We start from the raw sequence: 17,549 nt of genomic DNA, 5'->3' as shown, positions 1-17,549 counted from the left end.
TGTATGTTCACAGCCGTCAAACAACAAATTCGGTGCGAAACGATTGGGACCGTCCTTGATTTTTACGACCAGTCGATTCGACATCTTTCGGAAGAAGCGAGACAAGAGAAGTACGCCAAAATGAGTTCGAGCCCGTTCTCCTTCTTTCGAGGGAGCTCGCACTTGTTCTATTACGACTTTGCGAAAGTCCCCATCGCGTTTGACACGGGTCCCAACCATCCGACGTTCATTCAAGGAGACTTGCACTTTGAGAATTTCGGTGTGTTCGAGGACGGGGCCGGTACGATCATTTATGACGTAAACGACTTTGACGAGGCGTATATCGGTTCCTATCTGTTCGACTTGTTGCGGATGGCAGTCTCTGTCGATTTGTTCGCGGCCGAGTCGGGGTTTGACGGTAAAGCAGCCATTGAGGCATTTGCACGCTCGTATGCGGAGGCGATTGAGAAGCATGCGAAAGGAAAAAGTGAACATATTCAATTTACAAAAGAGAATACGTGTAAAGCCGTGAAGAAAGTCATTAAAAAAGCGGAGAAAAAGAAAGACGAATTTATGTCCGAACGGACGGAAGTACGGGACGAGGAACGTTATTTTTCAACGAGTGACGATTTGCTTGCCGTTTCGCCTGAAGTACGAGATAAAATCGAGGCGGGTTGGGGAGATTATTTATCTTCCTTGTCGGATGAGCATCGACATCACGCCGATCATTATGAAATCAAAGACATCGCCATCAAGCTGCAAAGCGGTACGGCCTCCATCGGTCTAGAGCGTTATTATATTTTGATTGAAGGGGCCGATCAAGAGCACGATGAAGATGTCATTTTAGAGATGAAACAGGCACAGTCGGCTGTCCCATCGCTGTTTCTGCCGACGCATCCGCTATTTGAGAATGGATTGTCGCACCAAGGGGCGCGTGTCGTTGCCGCGCAGCGGGCAATGGTTCATAGTCGTGACCCTTATCTCGGCTATTTGACGATTGATGGGAAAGAGTACTATGTCAGGCAGCGTTCGCCGTACAAACGAAAAGTGAAGGCGAAGCATATGAAAGACGAGACGTCACTCATTGAGACGTTGAAGGTGCAAGCACAAATCACAGCGAAAATTCACGCAAGGGCCGATGCAACGTCTAACGTGCTAGATTATACGGCGAGTGAACGAATTACGGCGGCCATCGGGGACTCCCCATCGTTATTCATCCGGCAGTTGTCGAGATGGGCCGATTTTTATGCAAATCAAGTTCGCTTTGATTACGATGCCTTTTTGAACTGGGTCGAATCAAGGAAACGTTGAGGACACTTGCGAATCGAAGGGGAAATCCTGCACAATGGAAGCGTAAAGGATGTGTAAGGATCATGATTACAGAACAACAAGTCATCGCCCAGATGCGTCAGGTGATGACACAAATTGAGTCGTCGACGGGCGAAGTGCAAAAGCGTCATTTGGCAAAGTTGATGGGCTTTTGCGAACTGCTGCTAGCGGAGACGTCTGAAGGGAAACCTGTCAGCGCGCCACAAATGACGACACCGGCGAGTGAGGGAAAACCTCCGCTTGATCGTCAGATGGCCGCTTTCCTCGGGATTCCCATGGAAGAAGACGAACAACCCAAATCCGATTCATTGCTCGATTTTTGAACCACATGTGATACACATGTGGTTTTTTTTGTGGATTCACATTCATTGACTTAAATACCATGGGGGGTATAATGGGTGTAAGAAATGAAAAGCAAATGGAGGCGTGAATATGTTGGATTTTCTTTTTGTAGCGGTCGTCATTGGAATCGTGTATTTTTGGTGGAGTCGTCGTAACAATGTCAAAACGGTCTCGACGGATGACTTGAAGCGTAGAATCGCAGAAGAGCGAAACATTCAATTGTTGGATGTACGTGAGCCGCATGAATACCGCGGGGGACATATCAAGCAGGCGAAAAACGTACCTTTATCCGGATTCGGTAATGCTCAAGCGAAATATCCGAAAGAAAAGGAGCGTCCTGTCTATGTCATCTGTCAGAGCGGGATGCGTAGCCAACGCGCTGCAGCGATGCTCAAGAGTGCCGGATATACCGACGTCTATTCAGTAAAAGGCGGAATGAACTTCTGGCGTGGATAATAGATGCGACTGAACGAATCGGTTCAGTCGTTTTTTTGTCACCACGTTTTCTCTTTTGCATTTTCGGGGATTCTGCTACGGTAAGGGAAGCAATTGAAAGAGAGGAGATTCATCTAATGGCAGTGATTTTATTTGATATCGATGGCACGTTAGTAGATACGACTGGACCGATGACGCAGGCGATTCATGAGGCGCTCGAGGAACTTCCTCACCTTCCGAAACCGAGTGAAGAGGCGGTCCGTTCAGGATATGGCTTGGCAGGTAACGCGTTTTGGGAGCATGTCATCCCGGAAGCGACGCTCGAAGAAATTCGTCTCATTCGTAGATTGCGTCACACGACGCTCGAGAAGACGATGGAAGGGCAAAACGTCTTATTCGATGGCATTCGTGACATGTTGGAGACGCTTCACGAACAAGGTCATACGTTGACGACGGCGAGCAACTGCGGCGTCCATTACATGAACTTGATTTTAGATACGCAACAGATTCGCTCCTACATGACGGCACCGGAATGCTTGGAGTCTGTCAGTGGCGAAAAGAAAGCGGATATTCTGACAGCGCACCGTGTCCGTCACGGTGAGGCAGACTATATTATGGTCGGCGATCGCAAATCGGATGTCGAGGCAGCACGGGCACATGATTTCCCAGTCGTTTTGACAGGGTTCGGATTTGGAAATGAAGAAGAGTGGGCGCTTGCGGATCACGTCATCAAATCGCCGAACGATTTAGTCGAATGGGTCAACCGATAAGAAAAAGCTTGTCGCACATGCGACAAGCCTTTTTGTATGCCTATACTTACAACCCGAGTGAGATGTATTTGACTTCTAAAAATTCTTCGATGCCGTGGTGACCACCTTCACGCCCGAGTCCACTTTCTTTCCATCCACCGAACGGCGCTTGAGGAGTTGACGGAAGACCATCATTCACACCAACGATTCCATACTCTAACGACTCTGCTAAATAGACCGCTTCGTTGATGTCTTGCGTGAATAGATAAGCGGCTAAGCCGAACGGTGTATTATTTGCTCGTTTGATTACTTCTTCGAGTGAATCGAATGTCGCGATTGGGGCAACCGGACCAAATGTCTCTTCATTCATGCAGAGCATGTCTTCATTCGCGTAACGGATGACTGCCGGACGAATGAATAAACCGTCCAATACTTCACCACCGTATACTTCACCACCGCGAATTTGAGCGTCCTCGATATGCTTTTCGACTTTACTGAGCGCATCGTCGTCGATGAGCGGACCGATGTCGACTCCTTCCTCTAGCCCGTTCCCGACTTTCAGCGCTTCGACCTCTTTGATGAAACGCTCCGAGAATTCATCGACGACGGCACGTTCGACGTAAATTCGGTTCGCACAGACGCACGTCTGCCCACCGTTACGGAACTTCGTGGCGACCGCTTGCGGGACGGCTTTATCTAAGTCAGCTTTGGCCGTGACGATGAGCGGGGCGTGCCCTCCGAGCTCAAGGGAAATCTTTTTCATCGTGTCCGCAGCGTCACGCATGAGCATCTTCCCGACTTCTGTCGACCCGGTGAACGTCAATTTTCGTACCCGCTTGTCTTGTTGCCACGCTTTGACGATATCAGACGCTTGCCCTGTCACGAGGTTGATGACTCCTTTTGGGAAGCCTGCCTTTTCGGCTAATTTGATTAATTCGATTGCCGTCAACGGAGTCGCCGATGCGGGTTTCATGACAACCGTACAGCCGGCAGCAAGCGCTGGTGCGACTTTCCGCGTAATCATGGCAGCCGGGAAGTTCCAAGGTGTGATGGCGGCGATGACGCCGACCGGTTGCTTGATGGCGAAGATTCGCTTCTTGTTCGAAGAGGCGGGAATCGTCTCTCCGTACACGCGTCGTCCTTCTGCCGCATACCAGTCGATAAAGCCGTTCGCATAGTTGATTTCACCGATGGCTTCTTTCAGGGGCTTTCCTTGCTCCTCGACCATCGTCCGGGCAAGTTCTTCTGTATGTTCTGCGATCAAACGATGCCACTCATTCAGTAGAGCCCCTCGTTCGTCCGCCGTCTTCTGTTGCCATTCCTGTAGCGCTTCATGCGCCGCATCGACAGCTTGTGTCGCTTCGGCGGTATCACTTTTCGTCACAACGGCCATCACATTTCCTGTGGCCGGGTTGCGTACCTCGATTGTCTGTTCCGTCTCTGTCCATTCCCCGTTAATGAAGTTTTTCTCTTCTCGCATCTTGATTTCCCCTTTCCAAAAAGTGCACAGTTAATTAGAGGATACCCGTTTTTCTGAAACGCACACAATTTTCCAAAAAATGAGGGGATACTATGTGGATCATCATCGTCGGCTATCTAGTCGGTAGTCTGCTCGGGGGAAGACTTTATGGGTTGTTAAGTGGTCATGATTTAGCGACATCTGGTTCAAACAATACCGGTGCCCGCAATGCGCATCGCATCGGAGGGGTGAAGGCGTTTTTGATCGTATATGGATTTGACGTGCTGAAGACGATACTTGTCCTCCAGGTGAGCGGACCGTATTTTTGGCAGACGGCACTAGCGCTCACGCTCGGTCATATTTATCCGTTTTGGCGAATCCGCGCAGGCGGGAAGGGATATGCCGTTTTTTCTGGAATCATATGGGCATACGACCCGTGGTGGTTTATCGGTGGTCTCTTGATTCTATTACTTTTGATTAAAGTGACGGGTAATTCACGTGAGACCGGCCTCATCATGCTCGTCCTACTTCCGTTGGCTGCACTTGGAAGTATCGGAAATATCATCTGGGCCACACTCATTGCCATCGTGATTGTCTATCATCATGTGAAGGAGGGGAAAGCATGATTGTTTATCGAAAAGCCGGTTCATCTGATTTTGACGCCATTCATCGATTAAATTATGAAACGTTCGTCGAAGAGATTCCGCAACATCCGCCGAATCTAGAACGTCGACTCGTCGACAAGTTTCATGAAGAGAATACATATTGGATTGGGGAAGCGGGCGGTGAAGTGGTCGCCATGTGCGCGCTACGTGGCGAACGACCTTTTTCGTTAGAACAAAAAGGGGTGTGTGTTCCTGACGGGGATTGGCTCGAGATTCGTCTGCTTGCTGTGAAGAAAGCGTATCGGCGCAATCGTACGTTCGCCGGATTGATGCGAGCAGTCATTGGAGATGCGACAGAACGTGAAGTCGACGGTATCGTCATCAGCGGAACGACGCGTGAACAAGTGCTCTATCACCGATTCGGATTTGTCCCATTTGCGGATCCAATCGGTCCTGAGGAAGCGCGATATGTGCCGATGGTGTTAACGCGTTCAGCATTTTATGAATCAAAGTCAGCATCGACGCTTCGGCCAAAGAGTTTGCTTGCAGGTCCTGTCGAATGCTCGGAGCGTGTAAGGGCGAGACTCTCGAGACAGCCGCTCCCACACCGTTCAAACGAGACGAGCCGCATGCTCAAATCCATTCAGCAACAATTGACGCAACGAGTCGGACTTCCTTACGTCTATACGCTCTTAGGAAGCGGCACGGTTGCCAATGATGCGGTCGCTTCACGCTTGAGTGGACACGGTGTCATTTTATGCGCCGGTGAATTCGGAGAACGTCTTATGGATCATGCATCCCGCGCTGGTCTCTCGTTTGACGTCATTCAAGCGGACCGGAAAGGGAAGTGGGATGTTTCTGAACTTGAACGCATTAAACCAGACTGGGTGTGGACGGTGCATTGTGAGACATCCTTAGGAATTTTAATCGATCTCACCCCACTTCATGCGTGGCAAGGTGTCGTTGCCGTCGATGCGATTAGTGCTGTTGGGACACTCGTCTATGACTATTCCTTTGCTGATTTTGTGACCTTCTCCTCAGGAAAGGCGCTACGGAACGCCCCAGGTCTCGCGTTCGTTGCCATGAGAGGGCGAGCAGAAGCGTTACGAGACGTGCCTCGCTACTTAGACTTATCCCTCTATCAACCGATTGCTTTCACCCAATCCGAACCGCTCCTTTCGGCGATGGCGATTGCATTGGATGAACTGACGGAAGCGGAAGTCGCGTCGCACGAAGAGAAGATGATCGTCCTGATCAACTCACTCTGTGAGAACGGCTTACAGATCGAGCTGAATCCTGCCCAGTCACCCGGTATCATCACGATCCCGGTCCCATTCGGACAGTCTTCAATCGAGCTCGGTCGACAGTTGTCGTATCAAGGTTATCTCGTGCAATACGAGAGTGAATATTTGAAGCGAGCGAACGTCATCCAAGTATCGACGATGGGCTGGACGACACCTCGCATGATGCGTGACGTCGGTGCTTATATTGCCGAGTGGATGCGACAAAAAACCGCCACTCCTGAGAGTGACGGTTCGCTCAAACTCGAAAATCCTGACGTGCCAAGTGACGAATTTTTCGTCCGAGGCGTCTCCAATTGAAGTAAGCCAGTACGGAGACGACGCCGCCCGACCAGAACAGCCATTCATCTGGTCGAATATAGCCGAGTAGTCCGACGAGCAACCCGAGCAAGATGACGATGGCATTGAACGTCTGGCGGTGCAACAGTTCTTTTGATTCCAAGTTGCGTTGGAACATCGCTTGCTCCGACAGGCGTTTTCGCGTCGGTTCTTTTAAGTAATTGTCGAGAAGCGGCGGGACGTTCAATAACTTCTTCGCGTAGTTGATCCCGGTCTTCACATATCGGTTTTGAAGCGTTGTCCCGTCTTCCTCGAGCCATTCGATGACAATCGGTTTACCGAGTGTGAACAGGTCGATTTTCGGGTCGAGGATTTGCAGGATGCCGAGCAAGGTCGAGGCGGCTCGCCCGAAGAAGGCAAATTCCGCCGGGAGTTGAATCGGTTCGTTTTTGACGAGCAACTGAATATCCTGTAATACTTTCTCGATCAACCTTGTATCGACCGTATCGATATCGGTCTCCAAATAAAACGTCACGGCCTTTTCGAGTGCTTGGCGAATGTTTTGTTTGTTCGCCGTCGGTAACAGGAATCGTAAATCTTCGAGTCCATCGACGATACTGTCATAGTCGAGCGAGATGAACGCCTGTAGAATGTTTCGAATCGTCGCCATGTCATGTGCCGTCGTCTGTCCGACCATACCGAAGTCGAGTAAGATGATGGTGCCGTCTGCCCGGATTTGGACGTTTCCGGGGTGTGGGTCGGCATGGAACTGTCCACCGAACAACAACTGTTCGGCGGCGAGCGTGAACAACCGTTCGGCTAGTGCGGAGCGATCAATGTCATTTTCTTTCAAGAAGGCGAGGTCGGTGATGCGTCGTGCATCGACCCAGTCCATCGTCAAGACACGGTTCGTACAGAGATGCTCGTGATAATCCGGGATATAAACGTCCGGATTATCAGCATATTTTGCTTTAAAATAGAGAGCATTTTTTAATTCGGTTTGAAAATTTAGTTCATCCCCGATGACAAAAATCATTTGGCGATATAAGCTATCTAAGTCGGTCGATTTAGCGAGGGATGTCCGCTTCAACATCGACGTGACAATTCGCATAGCACGGAAGTCCGTACGAATAATTTTTTCGATATTCGGACGTTGAATTTTGATGGCGACCCGTTTCCCGTTTTCGAGCAATGTGGCGCCGTATACTTCCCCGATCGAGGCGGAGGCGACGGCATCGATTCCGACGTCTTTGACGACTTGCGAGTAAGGAACGCCCCATTCAGCCTCTAGAATCGCGCGCGACTTCTCCCAACCCGATGTCGGGACACGGTCGACGAGTTCAGAGAGCTCATTCAGGACGGCCGGTGGCAATAAATCCGCACGAATGGATAGAAATTGTCCGAGCTTGATTAATAAGCCTTCGAGTCTTAACGCATTTCGTTTATACTCACGCGCGAGCTTGAGCATGAGTGCTTCATATTCTTCTGTCGTGGCGACGCCTTGTTGTTGTTTACGTGAAAAGGCGTATAGCCGAATGATGAATCGGGCGAACATGGTGACGATAATCCATATACGGAACAAAGCGATACGTTTCATAGTAATACCGACATCCTTTACGACAGTCGCTCGACTGACCTGATTTTTTGTAACTATACTTTACCATACAATGCGTTGAAGAAAGGGCAAGGGATGTTCATGGAGTGGGAATTGCTCAACGTCGTCGGAACGATAGCGTTCGCGGCGAGCGGAGCCATCATTGCGATGGATGAAAAATACGATATTTTTGGGGTGTGGCTACTCGCGTTTATCACTGCCTTTGGGGGCGGTGCGATTCGAAACGTCCTATTAGGAAACCCCGTCAGTTTGATTTGGCAACAGAATGATTTATTTATTTTATGTTTTCTTGTCGCACTCCTCATCTTCCTGCTACCGAGTGTCGTATTGCCACATTGGGAACGCTGGGGGGTCATTGTCGATGCCATCGGTTTGGTCGCCTTCGCCTTCCAAGGAGCACAAGTCGCCATCAAGCTAGATTTGCCATTATCGGCAGCGATTGCGGCGGCTGTCCTGACAGGTGTCGGGGGTGGTGTGGTCCGCGACTTACTGGCCGGGCGTAAACCGCTCGTCTTACAATCGGAAGTGTACGCGATTTGGGCGATTCTCATCGCGGTCATCACGTATTACTTCAAGCTCGAAGGTGGCCTTGCCGTCTATGCACTATTAATTGTCGTAGCGACACTTCGAGTGATATCCTACTATCGGAAGTGGAATTTACCAGCACGTAAAGTCAGATAAGGGGGAACGGAAATGAAAATCTTATTAATGATTGGTGCCGGATTGATGGCACTCGGCGTGGCACTCGGTGCGTTCGGTGCCCATGCCTTAAAAGAGAGACTGTCACCGAATATGTTGGCGAACTGGCAGACCGGGGTGCTTTATCATATGATTCACGCACTCGGGATCATTGGGATTGCGACACTGCTCATGCGTGTGAGCATCAGCCAATTTAACATTGCCGGATGGCTCATGTTTGCCGGAATCATCTTTTTCTCGGGAAGCTTGTACGTCATGGCGTTGACGGGGATCACAAAACTCGGAGCCGTGACTCCGATTGGTGGCGTGTTATTCATCGCCGCTTGGATCTTTGTGATTGTTGGCGCAACAAAGTTATAACAGAAGGCCGATCAAATCGACATCCATGTCTTTGCTCATGTGTACATGAGGCAAGGGCGTGGATTTTTTTGAGGGGTCATTCCATCAATTGGAAACCTTAAAAAGATGTAATCAGATTACTATTTGAAAATAGGGTAAAGCGTTCTCTATTTACATAAAACATTACAGGAAGATGTCAAATCGAACGATTTAAAAAGGTATTGATAAATAATAAGTTAGACGATTTCGTTGCCTGTGCGCCTGTTCGTGCGTAATAAAATTGAAATATAACTTTAACAGGAAAATATCTAACAGTTAGATATAATTAGTCGTGTTGAAACTTAACTAAATGATCGTTTTTGTTACATACTGAAACGGCTTTAAAAATATGTAGTGTAGTAGGTACCCACGTTTGTTATTTAAGAAAGGATGTACCCCATTCATGAATTGGAAACGCACAGTCTCGACGCTGACGCTTGGTGTGATGCTCATCAGCACACATACAGTTGCCGATGCATCGACTTCGATTAAAGAAAAGCAAGAAGAACAACAAAAAGTACAAGAAAAACGCAATAGCGTGAAAAAAGACCAAGCCGACACGTCTTCAAAGATTGAAGTGAACAAAGAAGAGATTTCAAAAGTTCAGGCAGAGGTCAATAAAATGGACGCACAATTGCAAGACATCATCAATGATGTCGCGATGAAGCGCCAAGAAATCAAGCGTACCGAGATGAAAATCGAGGATCTTGAAGCCGACATTAAAGATTACCAAGAAAAAATGAAGGCACAAGAAGCAATGATGAAAGAACGGATGGCCACGATGCAAAAGAACGGTGGCGGATCGATCAACTGGGCTGAATTCATCTTCGGTTCAAAAAATCTCTCTGACCTCGTCACGCGTATGATTACGGCTGGAACAATCCAGCGAAGTGACCAAGAATTGTTCGATGACTATGAAGCGACACAAAAGTCGTTGAAAGAAGCACAGGCTGACTTGAAAGCAGAACGCGCTTCACTTCTCGAACAGCAAAAAGCACTCGAAGTTCGTCAAGCCGAGCTTGAGAAGAAGATGAAGCAACGTGAAAAACGCATCAAAGAGCTTGAAGAGAAGAACATTAAGTTCGAATCGCAAATTTTCGATCTTCAAGAGATTGAAGCGACGTTAGTCGCACAAGAACAGGCGATTGCGGCTGAAATCGAAGCACAACGTCGTGAGGAAGAGGAAGCTCGTCGTCGTGCTGAAGAAGCAGCTCGTCAAGAGGCGGCACGTAAAGCAGAAGAAGCACGCCAAGCAGAAGCTGCACGTCAAGCTGAAGCAGCTCGTAAGGCGGAGGCAGCACGAGAAGCGGAAGCGGCTCGTGAAGCTGCACAACAGAAGCAAGCTGCACAACAAAAGCAGGACAATAAGACGAATACCCCGTCTTCGTCGTCTTCAAACAACACGGCTTCATCAGCACCAGCACCAAAACCTGAACCAAAACCGGCGCCGGCACCGAAGCCAGCACCAGCTCCAGCGCCAAAACCGGCACCGACGACGTCGACACCAGCACCATCTAGCTCGATGTTCATTCAACCGGCTTCAGGACGCTACTCACAAGGATGGGGTCCGGCGAGCGGTGCGTATGGCTACACGTTCCATAACGGTGTAGACATCGCGGGTCCAACAGGGACACCGATTCGTGCATCTGCGACAGGTACGGTCATTCGTGCAGGTTGGGGTGGCGCATACGGGAACCACGTCATGATCGCGCACGTCATCAACGGTCAAGTTTGGACGACAGTTTATGCCCATATGAACTCGGTATCTGTCAGCTCAGGACAGCGTGTGACACAAGGGTCGAACATCGGGACACTTGGAAACACAGGGAACTCGTCAGGTCCGCACTTGCACTTTGAGATTCATAAAGGCGGCTACTCATACTCGGCAACGAGCGCAGGTAGCACGGTCAACCCGCGTCAGTTCTTCTGATGCCTCATACAGAAAGCCCCTTTCGATTGCGAAAGGGGCTTTCGTGCGTACAAAAAATCCCTCCACTGTCGCGAAGGGATGCTTGTTAGTTGGCTTGTTCGATATCACTTGAATGATTTTGTTTCTTACGCATTTGTTCACGCACGTAGTAGATGATCGTCAAGCCGATTAACCACGGGATGCCGAACTTCAGCAAAATATTGAAGTCCGTGAACCATGTCGTGATCATTAGGCTGAGGAGTAAGACTGCTCCGAGCAATGGGAGGAACGGATACCCCATCATGCGGACAGGAAGTTTTCGCCCAGTCCATTTCTTACGGAAGAACAAGTGGGAGACGAAGACCATGAACCAAGTGAAAATGGCTCCGAACATCGAGATCCCCATTAAGAACGGATACGATGACTCCATGAATACTTGTAGTAAAGCAGCGAGGACGATCCCGCCCGTTGAAACGAGTAGCGCGAACATCGGAATGCCATTTTTGCTGATTGTTTTGAATGCTTTCGGTGCATCACCGGCTTCCGCGAGTGAGTACATCATACGTGTCGACGCGTAAAGCTGTGCGTTCATGGCAGACAAGGCAGCAATCAAAATGACAAAGTTGAGGATGCCTGCCGCGAACGGGACATCAAACTGTTCCATGACGAGCACGAACGGACTTTGATCGATCCCTGCTTGCTGCCATGGGATGAGCATGAGCATGATGGCGAGCGTGACGACATAGAAGAACGTCAAGCGGAACACGGTAGCGCGTAAAGCGCGTGGTACGGCTTGGTCCGGGTCTTTTGCTTCACCTGCAGTGACGGCGACGAGTTCGGTTCCGAGAAAACTGAAGAGGGAAATAAAAATCGTCACCCACATCCCGTAAAATCCGAAAGCGAAGAATCCTTCGTTTCCTGTCGTGATCGATTCGATCGGTGATCCTGGTTCGCCGAACAATGTAGCGGCACCAAGGACGATGAATAGGATGATGGCAGTTACTTTGATAAATGATAACCAGTATTCGGTTGTTCCGAACGTATGAACGTGACGGGCGTTGACGTAAATGAGTAGTCCACCGAAGAGGGCGATCCAAACGAACCCGTTCACATCCGGGAACCAGTAACGCATATAGATGGCGATGGCACTGACTTCAACCCCTACAGCTAGTACGTTCGCGACCCAGTAAGAGTAACGAACGAGAAAGCCTGCGAGTGGATGGACATAGCGCTCGGCAATCGTTCCGAATGATCCAGATGTTGGATGAGCGACCGTCATTTCGGCGAGTGCACCCATGAGTAAGAGGACGATGAACGCCCCGATGGCATAGCTGACGAGCACGCTCGGACCAGCGGTTTGAATGGCAAGCCCGCTTCCGAGGAAAAGCCCGGTTCCGATGGCACTCCCGAGGGAAATCATCGTAAGTTGCCGGGTGGACAGCTCACGTTTTAGTTTGTTTGTTTCCAAAATCGATTCTCCTTTAGTTGAGTGAAATGTTGTTGTGGACGACTATAGCAGACGGAAAAAAACGATGTCAATTCGAAAAATCGGTGAAGGTTCCCTGTTTTCGAGTGCACATATAGAGGCAAAGTTTTTTTAATTTTTTTATTTGACATGGAATGATCCGCCCTGTATAGTACGAGTTAACTTAACTGAAACGAATAAAGGCGTCGACGAAGAGAAGTAACGACGAATCCTGTATGACAGAGAGCTGATGGGTGGTGCGAATCAGTATATAGGACGTCGCGAATGGACTTCTGAGCTCTAAACCGAACTTTGAGTAGGCTTTAGCGGGTTACCCACCGTTATCATGGGGAAGCGGATGATTGTCCGTGAAGTGGGTTCTGTTAGAACCAACGAAGGTGGCACCACGGGGTTACTCGTCCTTCTTGTAGCGTAAGCTATGAGGAGACGGGTGACCCCTTTTTCGTTTCAATAACACAAATCGAGGATTGAGAAGAGTAGCGCGAGAAGACGTTTCGTCCAGAGAGTCAGGGGTGGTGAGATCCTGACCGAGGCGTCCGCGTGAATGGACTCATGAGAGCATGGCTGAATGAAGTAGGTCGTGACGGTTTCCCCCGTTATCGGGATACGATGTGATTGCATCGGAGAGTGGATTCTTTGGAATCAACGAGAGGTGGCACCGCGGTCTAGAACCGTCCTCCATACGACGACTGTCGTGTGGAGTTTTTTTATACACATTTTTAGAGGGGGAACAGACGATGATTCAACAATTGGAGACAAACGCATTATCAACAGCAGATATGAAAGTGGCAGCAAGCGAGATGTTCCAAGCGGATGAGGCGCAAATCGAACGGGTGCTACTCGCGATGAAAGAACGCGGGGAGACGGCAGAAGAGATGGCGGGACTCGCGGCGTACATCTGTGAAGCGGCACAGTTCCCCCCGACTGATTTACCGATACTCGATGTGTGTGGCACTGGCGGCGATGGGGCGCACACGTTCAATATCAGTTCGACCGTCGCGTTCGTCCTAGCCGGTCTCGGCATTCCGGTCGCCAAACACGGAAACCGAAGCGTATCGAGTCGATCGGGAAGTGCCGACGTCCTCGAGGCATTGAACGTTCCAATCGTGAAGACGGCAGAAGAAGTACATGCCGACTTGAAGCGAACGAATTTGAGTTTCCTCTTCGCCCAACATGTCCATCCGATTATGAAGCACGTCATGCCGGTCCGGAAACGACTCGCAACGGCGACCATCTTCAATCAAATCGGACCGTTGACGAATCCGCTTCGTCCGAAACGACAATTGATCGGTGTTTATCATCCGTCGCTACTTGAGAAAATGGCGACCGCGATGCGGCATCTTGGCGTAGAGCGTGGCATGGTCGTACACGGTGCGGGAGGGCTCGATGAAGCGAGCCTTGCTGGTGTGAACGATGTGTACTTCTTTGATGGGGAACAGACGGCGCGTTACGCGGTCGACCCACGAGATGTCGGCTTAATGCGGGCGCCACTCGAAGCATTACGCGGAGGGACACCGGAAGAGAACGCCGCGACACTGCTCGCCGTGTTGAACGGAGAAACAGGTCCGGCACGAGACGTCGTCTTACTGAACGCGGCGCTGGCCCTTTGTACGTACGGCACGACTTCAACGCTCCGGGAGGGAGTGAAAGAGGCGAAACGAAGCATTGACGAAGGACACGCATTGCGCGTGTTACAACACTTACAACGTACGGAGGTAGAGGCATGAGTTATTTAACGAAAATCATCGGAACGAAAATCGAAGAGGTTAGTCGCATGCAGCCCATTGATGTTGCTGTGACAAAACCGGTCGCTCTTTTAACTATGATGAATGATGGATTCCATATCATCTCGGAAATTAAACGGTCGTCTCCTTCAAAAGGAATGATTCGAGAAACGGTCGACGTTGCCGAACGAGCTCGTCAATATGAACAAGCCGGTGCGACAATGATTTCCGTTCTGACAGACAAAACGTATTTCAACGGTTCCTTTGACGATTTACGACAAGTCGCCGACGTCGTCACAATCCCGGTGCTCTGTAAAGATTTCATCATCGATGAACGACAACTCGACTATGCGAAGCATTACGGGGCGAGTGTCGCACTTCTCATCGTGGCAGCCCTTCATCCGACACGCCTCCACGAGTTGACGCGATATGCCCGCTCCATTGGTCTCGACGTCTTAGTCGAAGTACATGATGAGGCAGAGTTACGCATTGCACTCGAACTCGATGACGTGTTGATTGGCATCAATAACAGAGACTTAAAAACGTTCGAGGTATCCCTCGAGACATCGATCGATTTGATGAAACGCTACCCCGACGTCACGTTCGTCAGCGAAAGTGGAGTCAGCACAGTCGAGGCAGCTGCACGCTTACAAGAAGCCGGGGCAAGCGCCATTCTCGTCGGGGAAGCACTCATGCGTGAAGAAGACCCGACCCGGCTACTCGAGGAGTTGAAAACATGTTCGTTAAAATCTGTGGAATAAAGACAGAAGAAGCTGTCCAAGCAGCGGTCGAGGCGGGGGCGGATGCCATCGGGTTCGTATTCGCGCCAAGTTCTCGTCAAATCGACGTGACGACAGCAAAGACGCTAGCTACACAGATCCCGGAATCGGTTCGAATCGTTGGTGTGTTTTTAAGTCCTTCAATGGAAGACATCGAGCAAGCGATGGACGTGGGGCTGACGGATTTACAAATTCACCATCGGACACAATCAATGGAAGAACTCCGCATCTTCGGGTTACCGATTATCGATGCGTCGACCGAGGAGACGGCGGATGTCCGATTGATGGATCATCCGAATCCGGGAAGTGGGCAAGTATTAGACTGGGACGCAATCGATCGGCCGGAACGTCCGTTTTGGCTAGCGGGCGGCCTATCCCCGAATAATGTGAGACAAGCGATTCAAACGATTCAACCAGACGGCGTCGACGTCTCGAGCGGTGTCGAGACGGACGGTGTGAAAGATATCGAAAAAATTCGTGCGTTCATTCAACGCGCCAAGGAGGAACTATGATGTATGCACAACCAGTGAACGGGAAATTTGGACAATATGGTGGGAAGTACATTCCGGAGACGCTCATGCAAGCGGTCGAAGAATTAGAGGTCGCTTACGAAGAGGCGAAGCAAGACCCTGAGTTTCAAGAACGCTTCTCTTCTTTATTAAGTGAATACGTAGGACGTGAGACGCCGCTTTATTATGCATCGAACTTGAGTCGTCGCCTCGGGACGAACGTTTATTTGAAACGGGAAGACTTGAACCATACCGGTGCCCACAAAATCAATAACACAATCGGGCAGGCGCTCCTCGCGAAACGGATGGGGAAACAGAAAGTCGTCGCGGAGACAGGTGCCGGTCAGCACGGCGTCGCGACTGCGACGGTATGTGCATTACTCGATTTAGAGTGCACCATCTTCATGGGTGAGGTCGATGTCGAGCGCCAAGCGTTGAACGTCTTTCGGATGGAACTGCTCGGAGCGAAAGTCGTCCCTGTCAAATCAGGCAGCCGTACGTTAAAAGATGCCGTCAATGAAGCGCTTCGTTACTGGGTCAAACATGTCGACGATACGCATTACGTGATGGGCTCTGTACTCGGACCGCACCCGTTCCCGCAGATGGTTCGTGACTTCCAAAGCGTGATCGGGACAGAGACGCGTCGTCAAATCCTCGAACAGACCGGACGTCTCCCAGACGCCGTCGTCGCTTGTGTCGGAGGAGGAAGTAACGCCATGGGCATGTTCTATCCGTTCTTGAACGATGAGTCGGTCGCCCTCTACGGTGTCGAGGCGGCAGGCAGTGGCATTGATACAGATAAACATGCGGCAACCCTTACGAAAGGGAAAGTCGGTGTCTTACATGGTTCGCTCATGTATGTGTTGCAAGATGCGGCCGGTCAAATCGAGGAGGCACATTCAATCTCAGCCGGGCTCGACTATCCGGGGGTAGGACCAGAGCACAGCTTCTTGAAAGACATCGAGCGGGTGCGGTACGCAGCCGTCACGGATGACGCGGCACTCGATGCGTGTCTCGCACTCAGTCGACAAGAAGGCATCATTCCTGCCTTAGAATCCTCACATGCTCTCGCTTATGCGGAGACGCTCGCGAAGACGATGGGTGAGGACGAAACATTAGTGATTTGTTTATCAGGGCGCGGAGACAAAGACGTCCACACAATCCGAGAGAAGGTGGCGACACGATGAAACTAGAAACAGCGATTCGAGAGCGAGAAGGGGCAGCATTCGTCCCATATATCATGGCTGGTGATGGCGGGATGGACCGACTCATCCCGACCATCGTAGAACTAGAACGGATGGGTGCGACGGCGATTGAACTCGGAATTCCCTTCTCCGATCCGGTGGCAGATGGTCCAATCATTGAGGCGGCAGGAATGCGTGCTCTTGAAGCAGGTGTGACGCTCGAAATGGTATTAAACCATTTAATAGAAGGAAATGATCAATTTAACGTTCCAATCGTCTTGATGACATACTTGAATCCAGTGTTTCGGTTCGGGGTTCAACCGTTCTTTGACCGGGCGAATGAATGTGGCGTAAGCGGGGTTATCATTCCGGATCTCCCGTTTGAAGAGAGTCTCCAATTATTCGCAGATATCGACCGGCATGACGTCGCCGTCATCCCGCTCGTTACATTGACAAGTAGCGAAGAGCGTACGGCATCCATCCTAGAGAAAGCGGAAGGATTCGTCTATGCGGTCACGCTCAAAGGGACGACTGGGAAAGCCGATGTGTTTCCGGACGAGTTACTCGCTTATTTGACTCGATTGACAGAGCAGTCACGCGTTCCTGTCTTGGCAGGATTCGGCGTACATCGTCCGGAGCAAGTGCAGACGTTAGGACAAGCATGTGATGGTGTCGTCGTCGGGAGCTTCATCGTCGAGGCACTTCATGAAGGACGAACAGATGACGTCGAGACGTTGATCCAATCGGCAAAGCACATACATGCATAAGAAAACCGGCGCTTCGATTGA

Annotated in this window: 17 protein-coding genes and 2 other annotated features; of the genes, 14 read left to right on the top strand and 3 right to left on the bottom strand. The window is 50.2% G+C overall.

What is annotated here, in order from left to right; translation table 11 throughout:
• Window positions 1-3: 3 nt before the first annotated feature.
• From KNP62_RS07740 to KNP62_RS07725, 4 genes are all read left to right on the top strand, one after another.
• Window positions 4-1,290, top strand: a complete 1,287-nt coding sequence (locus KNP62_RS07740) for a DUF2252 domain-containing protein (RefSeq protein WP_214784986.1) — start codon at window positions 4-6, stop codon at window positions 1,288-1,290.
• Between the two features lie 62 nt (window positions 1,291-1,352).
• Window positions 1,353-1,631, top strand: coding sequence for a DUF5327 family protein (locus KNP62_RS07735; protein WP_214784983.1), 279 nt, complete (start codon window positions 1,353-1,355; stop codon window positions 1,629-1,631).
• Window positions 1,632-1,740: 109 nt separating this feature from the next.
• Window positions 1,741-2,106, top strand: a complete 366-nt coding sequence (locus KNP62_RS07730) for a rhodanese-like domain-containing protein (protein ID WP_214744795.1) — start codon at window positions 1,741-1,743, stop codon at window positions 2,104-2,106.
• A 116-nt stretch (window positions 2,107-2,222) separates the two neighbouring features.
• A complete protein-coding gene (locus KNP62_RS07725; protein WP_214784982.1) occupies window positions 2,223-2,855 on the top strand; it encodes an HAD family hydrolase in 633 nt (210 codons plus the stop codon).
• Window positions 2,856-2,901: 46 nt separating this feature from the next.
• Here the strand turns inward: KNP62_RS07725 and KNP62_RS07720 are convergent, their stop codons facing one another.
• Entirely contained in the window at window positions 2,902-4,314 is a 1,413-nt protein-coding gene (locus tag KNP62_RS07720) for an NAD-dependent succinate-semialdehyde dehydrogenase (RefSeq protein WP_214784980.1), read from the bottom strand.
• 92 nt (window positions 4,315-4,406) lie between these two features.
• Here KNP62_RS07720 and KNP62_RS07715 point away from each other — a divergent pair, with 92 nt between their 5' ends.
• Together KNP62_RS07715 and KNP62_RS07710 are read left to right on the top strand one after the other, a co-directional pair.
• Entirely contained in the window at window positions 4,407-4,919 is a 513-nt protein-coding gene (locus KNP62_RS07715) for a glycerol-3-phosphate acyltransferase (RefSeq protein ID WP_214784978.1), read from the top strand.
• Window positions 4,916-6,499 carry a GNAT family N-acetyltransferase gene (locus tag KNP62_RS07710; protein ID WP_214784976.1) on the top strand — a complete coding sequence of 528 codons (1,584 nt, stop codon included), beginning with the start codon at window positions 4,916-4,918 and terminating at the stop codon, window positions 6,497-6,499. Before KNP62_RS07715 ends, KNP62_RS07710 begins: the two co-directional genes overlap by 4 nt.
• On the opposite strand, the gene KNP62_RS07705 is transcribed toward KNP62_RS07710, so the two are convergent.
• Window positions 6,438-8,075 carry an ABC1 kinase family protein gene (locus KNP62_RS07705; RefSeq protein ID WP_214744786.1) on the bottom strand — a complete coding sequence of 546 codons (1,638 nt, stop codon included), beginning with the start codon at window positions 8,073-8,075 and terminating at the stop codon, window positions 6,438-6,440. The two genes, KNP62_RS07710 and KNP62_RS07705, sit on opposite strands and share 62 nt — an antisense overlap.
• A 93-nt stretch (window positions 8,076-8,168) precedes the next feature.
• Between KNP62_RS07705 and KNP62_RS07700 the strand changes: the two genes are divergently transcribed.
• From KNP62_RS07700 to KNP62_RS07690, 3 genes are all read left to right on the top strand, one after another.
• Window positions 8,169-8,774: a trimeric intracellular cation channel family protein gene (locus tag KNP62_RS07700; protein WP_012727503.1), complete on the top strand. Its 606-nt coding sequence runs from the start codon at window positions 8,169-8,171 to the stop codon at window positions 8,772-8,774.
• 12 nt (window positions 8,775-8,786) lie between these two features.
• Window positions 8,787-9,152: a DUF423 domain-containing protein gene (locus KNP62_RS07695; protein ID WP_214784974.1), complete on the top strand. Its 366-nt coding sequence runs from the start codon at window positions 8,787-8,789 to the stop codon at window positions 9,150-9,152.
• Window positions 9,153-9,573: 421 nt separating this feature from the next.
• Window positions 9,574-11,100 carry a murein hydrolase activator EnvC family protein gene (locus KNP62_RS07690; protein ID WP_214784972.1) on the top strand — a complete coding sequence of 509 codons (1,527 nt, stop codon included), beginning with the start codon at window positions 9,574-9,576 and terminating at the stop codon, window positions 11,098-11,100.
• 85 nt (window positions 11,101-11,185) lie between these two features.
• Here KNP62_RS07690 and KNP62_RS07685 read toward each other — a convergent pair whose 3' ends face one another.
• A complete protein-coding gene (locus tag KNP62_RS07685) occupies window positions 11,186-12,547 on the bottom strand; it encodes an amino acid permease (RefSeq protein WP_214784970.1) in 1,362 nt (453 codons plus the stop codon).
• A gap of 194 nt (window positions 12,548-12,741) precedes the next feature.
• Window positions 12,742-12,971 (top strand) — a binding site (T-box leader).
• Between the two features lie 48 nt (window positions 12,972-13,019).
• Window positions 13,020-13,247 (top strand) — a binding site (T-box leader).
• Between the two features lie 55 nt (window positions 13,248-13,302).
• Here KNP62_RS07685 and trpD point away from each other — a divergent pair.
• From trpD to trpA, 5 genes are read left to right on the top strand one after another with little or no spacing between them, the layout of a single operon-like run.
• Window positions 13,303-14,292, top strand: coding sequence for an anthranilate phosphoribosyltransferase (gene trpD / locus KNP62_RS07680; protein WP_214784968.1), 990 nt, complete (start codon window positions 13,303-13,305; stop codon window positions 14,290-14,292).
• Window positions 14,289-15,050 (top strand): indole-3-glycerol phosphate synthase TrpC, encoded by a 762-nt coding sequence (gene trpC, locus KNP62_RS07675; protein ID WP_214784967.1) that lies wholly within the window; start codon window positions 14,289-14,291, stop codon window positions 15,048-15,050. Before trpD ends, trpC begins: the two co-directional genes overlap by 4 nt.
• Window positions 15,026-15,580 (top strand): phosphoribosylanthranilate isomerase, encoded by a 555-nt coding sequence (locus tag KNP62_RS07670; RefSeq protein WP_214784965.1) that lies wholly within the window; start codon window positions 15,026-15,028, stop codon window positions 15,578-15,580. Before trpC ends, KNP62_RS07670 begins: the two co-directional genes overlap by 25 nt.
• Entirely contained in the window at window positions 15,577-16,764 is a 1,188-nt protein-coding gene (gene trpB / locus KNP62_RS07665; RefSeq protein WP_214784963.1) for a tryptophan synthase subunit beta, read from the top strand. The genes KNP62_RS07670 and trpB overlap by 4 nt, the downstream gene beginning before the upstream one ends.
• Entirely contained in the window at window positions 16,761-17,528 is a 768-nt protein-coding gene (trpA, locus tag KNP62_RS07660) for a tryptophan synthase subunit alpha (RefSeq protein WP_214784961.1), read from the top strand. Before trpB ends, trpA begins: the two co-directional genes overlap by 4 nt.
• The last annotated feature ends 21 nt before the right edge of the window (window positions 17,529-17,549 follow it).

It is taken from the genome of Exiguobacterium sp. s183 (genome assembly GCF_018617655.1).
GTDB lineage: Bacteria > Bacillota > Bacilli > Exiguobacteriales > Exiguobacteriaceae > Exiguobacterium > Exiguobacterium aestuarii_A.
This window is presented reverse-complemented; position numbering and strand designations above follow the sequence as displayed.

Coding starts and splice junctions, on each gene's coding strand:
- KNP62_RS07740 (WP_214784986.1), top strand. CDS start 4: ATGTTCACAGCCGTCAAACAACAAATTCGGTGCGAAACGATTGGGACC.
- KNP62_RS07735 (WP_214784983.1), top strand. CDS start 1,353: ATGATTACAGAACAACAAGTCATCGCCCAGATGCGTCAGGTGATGACA.
- KNP62_RS07730 (WP_214744795.1), top strand. CDS start 1,741: ATGTTGGATTTTCTTTTTGTAGCGGTCGTCATTGGAATCGTGTATTTT.
- KNP62_RS07725 (WP_214784982.1), top strand. CDS start 2,223: ATGGCAGTGATTTTATTTGATATCGATGGCACGTTAGTAGATACGACT.
- KNP62_RS07720 (WP_214784980.1), bottom strand. CDS start 4,314: ATGCGAGAAGAGAAAAACTTCATTAACGGGGAATGGACAGAGACGGAA.
- KNP62_RS07715 (WP_214784978.1), top strand. CDS start 4,407: ATGTGGATCATCATCGTCGGCTATCTAGTCGGTAGTCTGCTCGGGGGA.
- KNP62_RS07710 (WP_214784976.1), top strand. CDS start 4,916: ATGATTGTTTATCGAAAAGCCGGTTCATCTGATTTTGACGCCATTCAT.
- KNP62_RS07705 (WP_214744786.1), bottom strand. CDS start 8,075: ATGAAACGTATCGCTTTGTTCCGTATATGGATTATCGTCACCATGTTC.
- KNP62_RS07700 (WP_012727503.1), top strand. CDS start 8,169: ATGTTCATGGAGTGGGAATTGCTCAACGTCGTCGGAACGATAGCGTTC.
- KNP62_RS07695 (WP_214784974.1), top strand. CDS start 8,787: ATGAAAATCTTATTAATGATTGGTGCCGGATTGATGGCACTCGGCGTG.
- KNP62_RS07690 (WP_214784972.1), top strand. CDS start 9,574: ATGAATTGGAAACGCACAGTCTCGACGCTGACGCTTGGTGTGATGCTC.
- trpD (WP_214784968.1), top strand. CDS start 13,303: ATGATTCAACAATTGGAGACAAACGCATTATCAACAGCAGATATGAAA.
- trpC (WP_214784967.1), top strand. CDS start 14,289: ATGAGTTATTTAACGAAAATCATCGGAACGAAAATCGAAGAGGTTAGT.
- KNP62_RS07670 (WP_214784965.1), top strand. CDS start 15,026: ATGTTCGTTAAAATCTGTGGAATAAAGACAGAAGAAGCTGTCCAAGCA.
- trpB (WP_214784963.1), top strand. CDS start 15,577: ATGATGTATGCACAACCAGTGAACGGGAAATTTGGACAATATGGTGGG.
- trpA (WP_214784961.1), top strand. CDS start 16,761: ATGAAACTAGAAACAGCGATTCGAGAGCGAGAAGGGGCAGCATTCGTC.